This is a genomic window from Streptomyces kebangsaanensis (assembly GCF_001906585.1).
In the GTDB taxonomy this organism is placed as follows: Bacteria; Actinomycetota; Actinomycetes; order Streptomycetales; family Streptomycetaceae; genus Streptomyces; species Streptomyces kebangsaanensis.
In genome coordinates this window covers 9,342-13,806 of the sequence record NZ_JUJA01000092.1, presented here as the reverse complement: position 1 = coordinate 13,806, position 4,465 = coordinate 9,342, and the positions used below count along the sequence as shown (strand labels likewise).

Below are 4,465 nucleotides of genomic sequence, written 5' to 3'. Positions count from 1 at the left end.
GCCGAGAGGTCGGTGGTGGGGCGCGGGAGGGAGGTCATGGCTCCGCACGATAGGGGGTGGCACTGACAACGCGGGCCGATCCGGGCGTTCGTCCCCGTTGCCTCCGCTCCCGGCGCCCGTCCCCCTGTTCCCGACGGCCGCTGTCCCGACGTCTACGCGGGCACCGGCAGGTAGGGCGCGGTCGAGGGCAGGCCCAGGTCGGACGGCAGCAGGGAGCCCACCCAGCAGTCGCGTCGTACTCCCCTGACGCCGAGGGCGGAGCGCAGGGTGCCCTCCAGGGTGAAACCCGCCCGTTCGGCCACCGCGCGGGAGGCGTTGTTGCCGGCCTCGGTGCGCCATTCCAGGCGGTCGACGGCGAGCTGGGTGAAGGCCCAGCGGGCGGCGGCGAGGGCGGCCTCGGTCACGTAGCCGTTGCCGCGGTGTTCCTTCGCGGCCCAGAAACCGATCTCGGCCTCGCCCGGCGAGCGCGGGGTGATGCTGAGTGTGCCTGCCAAGTCCCCTTCGGGCAGGAAGAGGCCGAAGGTGAACACCGAACCGTTGGCCCAGCCCTCGGGGACCAGCTCTTCGGTGAAGTTCCGCGCGTGCTCGGGCAGGTAGGGCGAGGGCACCGTGGTCCAGCGCTGGATGTCGGCGTCCTGCGCGGCGGCGTACACGGCGTCGGTGTCCTGGGGGCCGATGGCGCGCAGGAGCAGGCGGTCGGTGGTGAGCGTGACGGGTTCCATCGGCCGATTCTCCTGGGGGGCCGCGACAGGGTGCCATCCCTTTTTGGCACTGGGTGAGCGGGCGATCACAATTCGCGTAAATCTTCGGGGAAACACGGCACCATCCGCGGCCCCCGGACGTTGTCCCGTGTGTAGCCCTCACGATGCAGTGGACGCGTGCCCTTACGGCAGGCCCTCCCGACTCGGCCGGGTCCTCGCATACGATGGCCGTTGCTCAGTCAGTCAAATGGAAACCGACCGTCCCAGGCCCGACCGGCAAGGAGACCAACCCCCGTGTCCGTCCTTTCGAAGATCATGCGTGCAGGCGAAGGCAAGATCCTGCGCAAGCTGCACCGCATCGCGGACCAGGTCAACTCCATCGAAGAGGACTTCCTCAGTCTCTCCGACGCCGAGCTGCGGGCCCTCACCGATGAGTACAAGCAGCGGTACGCCGACGGTGAGAGCCTGGACGACCTGCTGCCCGAGGCGTTCGCCACGGTGCGGGAGGCGGCCAAGCGCGTCCTGGGCCAGCGGCACTACGACGTCCAGATGATGGGCGGCGCCGCCCTGCACATGGGCTACGTGGCCGAGATGAAGACCGGTGAGGGCAAGACCCTCGTCGGCACCCTGCCGGCGTATTTGAACGCCCTGGCCGGCAAGGGCGTCCACATCATCACGGTCAACGACTACCTGGCCGAGCGCGACTCCGAGATGATGGGCCGCGTCCACCGTTTCCTGGGGTTGAGCGTCGGCTGCATCCTGGCCAACATGACGCCGGCCCAGCGCCGCGAGCAGTACGCCTGCGACATCACCTACGGCACGAACAACGAGTTCGGCTTCGACTATCTGCGCGACAACATGGCGTGGTCCCAGGACGAACTCGTCCAGCGCGGCCACAACTTCGCCGTCGTCGACGAGGTCGACTCCATCCTCATCGACGAGGCCCGTACGCCGCTGATCATCTCCGGCCCGGCCGACCAGGCCACCAAGTGGTACGGCGACTTCGCCAAGCTGGTCAAGCGCCTCAAGCGCGGCGAGGCCGGCCAGCCGCTCAAGGGCATCGAGGAGACCGGCGACTACGACGTCGACGAGAAGAAGCGCACCGTCGCCATCCACGAGTCCGGCGTCAGCAAGGTCGAGGACTGGCTGGGCATCGACAACCTGTACGAGTCGGTGAACACCCCGCTCGTGGGCTACCTCAACAACGCCATCAAGGCCAAGGAGCTCTTCAAGCGCGACAAGGACTACGTCATCATCGACGACGAAGTCATGATTGTCGACGAGCACACCGGCCGTATCCTCGCCGGCCGCCGCTACAACGAGGGCATGCACCAGGCGATCGAGGCCAAGGAAGGCGTGCCGATCAAGGACGAGAACCAGACGCTCGCCACGATCACGCTCCAGAACTTCTTCCGCCTCTACAAGCGCCACGATCACAAGGGCAAGGAACTGCCCGGCCTGTCCGGCATGACCGGTACGGCGATGACCGAGGCCGCCGAGTTCCACCAGATCTACAAGCTCGGCGTGGTTCCGATCCCGACGAACAGGCCGATGGTCCGCAAGGACCAGTCGGACCTCATCTACCGCACCGAGGTCGCCAAGTTCGAGGCGGTCGTCGACGACATCGCCGAGAAGCACGAGAAGGGCCAGCCGATCCTGGTCGGCACCACCTCGGTGGAGAAGTCCGAGTACCTCTCGCAGCAGCTCAGCAAGCGGGGCGTCCAGCACGAGGTGCTCAACGCCAAGCACCATGAGCGCGAGGCGTCGATCGTCGCCCAGGCCGGCCGCAAGGGCGCGGTGACCGTGGCGACGAACATGGCCGGCCGTGGTACGGACATCAAGCTCGGCGGCAACCCCGAGGACCTCGCCGAGGCCGAACTGCGCCAGCGCGGTCTCGACCCCGAGGAGCACATCGAGGAGTGGGCCGCGGCCCTGCCCGAGGCGCTGCGGCGCGCGGAGGAGGCGGTCAAGGCCGAGAAGGAGCAGGTCGAGAAGCTCGGCGGGCTCTATGTGCTGGGCACCGAGCGGCACGAGTCGCGCCGTATCGACAACCAGCTGCGCGGTCGTTCCGGCCGTCAGGGCGACCCCGGCGAGTCCCGCTTCTACCTCTCCCTCGGTGACGACCTGATGCGTCTGTTCAAGGCGCAGATGGTCGAGCGCGTGATGTCCATGGCGAACGTGCCGGACGACGTGCCGATCGAGAACAAGATGGTCACGCGCGCGATCGCGTCCGCCCAGTCGCAGGTCGAGCAGCAGAACTTCGAGACCCGTAAGAACGTTCTGAAGTACGACGAGGTCCTCAACCGGCAGCGCGAGGTCATCTACGGCGAGCGGCGCCGCGTCCTGGAGGGCGAGGACCTGCAGGAGCAGGTGCAGCACTTCATGAACGACACGATCGACGCCTACATCCAGGCGGAGACCGCCGAGGGCTTCCCGGAGGACTGGGACCTCGACCGGCTGTGGGGCGCCTTCAAGCAGCTGTACCCGGTGAAGGTCACCGTCGAGGAGCTGGAGGAGGCGGCCGGCGACCGCACGGGGCTGACCGCGGAGTTCATCAGCGAGTCCATCAAGGACGACATCCACGAGCAGTACAAGGCCCGTGAGGAGCAGCTCGGCTCCGAGATCATGCGGGAGCTGGAGCGCCGGGTGGTGCTGTCGGTGCTGGACCGCAAGTGGCGTGAGCACCTCTACGAGATGGACTACCTCCAGGAGGGCATCGGCCTGCGCGCGATGGCGCAGAAGGACCCGCTGGTCGAGTACCAGCGCGAGGGCTTCGACATGTTCACCGCGATGATGGAGGGCATCAAGGAGGAGTCCGTCGGCTACCTGTTCAACCTGGAGGTCCAGGTCGAGCAGCAGGTCGAGGAGGTCCCGGTCGAGGACGCCAAGCCGGTGGCCGACCTGGAGAAGCGCGACGCGGTACCGGCGCAGGCGGGCGCGCGTCCGGAGATCCGGGCCAAGGGCCTCGACGCCCCCCAGCGGCGGGACCTGCACTTCTCCGCGCCGACCGTGGACGGCGAGGGCGGCGTCGTCGAGGGCGAGTTCGCCACCGACGGCGGGCCCGTGCGCTCGGAGTCCGACGGCCTCACGCGCGCGGAGCGCCGCAAGCAGGCCAAGGCGGGCCGCCGCCGCAAGAAGTGACGTGACGCGCGGGGCCGGGCATCCTCGGGGTGCCCGGCCCTTCGTTTCTCAGCGGGCTCAGGGGAGCGCGTCGTCCCCGTGGGGCATGCGGGGACCGCCGAGTTCCACCGCCGTACAGCGCCAGCGCCGGTCACGGCCCTGTTCCAGGCGGAACGCCATCGCCCGCAGCCGGTCGCCCGCGCCGATGCGGGCGAAGGCCTCCACGGCGCCCGGACGGGGCTCGTAGTAGCCGATGTCCCGCACGACCGGGCGTGCGCCACGGGTGCGCAGAGCGCCGCGCTCGGCGAGCCAGGCGAGTTCGTCGTACGCCCGGCCCGCGGTGTGCCGGAGCATCCAGTGCACGGGCCGCTGTCCGCTGAGCACGGCGAGAAGCCGCTCGGCGAACAGGTCGGTGGCGACGGGCAGCGAAGCCGCCCGCAGGGCGGCCTGCGCGTCCACCGCGGCGGTGGCGCGTGCCACGGGGGCGTGGGCACCCGCCGCCGTCCCGGCCGCGCCCGCCGGGGTCGTCGCGCGTGCCCTCCGGGACCCGTCCGCCGTGCGGTCGGGGACCGTCCTGACGGCCGTACGGGAACCGTGCGGGCCGGGCGCCGTGGGCGGGCGGGTGGGGGCGGCGCGGGGCGGGC

Annotated in this window: 3 protein-coding genes; 1 reads left to right on the top strand and 2 read right to left on the bottom strand. The window is 69.7% G+C overall.

What is annotated here, in order from left to right; translation table 11 throughout:
- Positions 1-152: 152 nt before the first annotated feature.
- Entirely contained in the window at positions 153-722 is a 570-nt protein-coding gene (locus RH94_RS13765) for a GNAT family N-acetyltransferase (protein WP_073947900.1), read from the bottom strand.
- 273 nt (positions 723-995) lie between these two features.
- Between RH94_RS13765 and secA the strand changes: the two genes are divergently transcribed.
- Positions 996-3,842 (top strand): preprotein translocase subunit SecA, encoded by a 2,847-nt coding sequence (gene secA, locus RH94_RS13760; protein WP_073947899.1) that lies wholly within the window; start codon positions 996-998, stop codon positions 3,840-3,842.
- A gap of 57 nt (positions 3,843-3,899) precedes the next feature.
- On the opposite strand, the gene RH94_RS43290 is transcribed toward secA, so the two are convergent.
- Positions 3,900-4,465, bottom strand: a 566-nt coding sequence (locus RH94_RS43290) for an Rv3235 family protein (RefSeq protein WP_234425748.1), incomplete at its 5' end; no start/stop codon positions are given.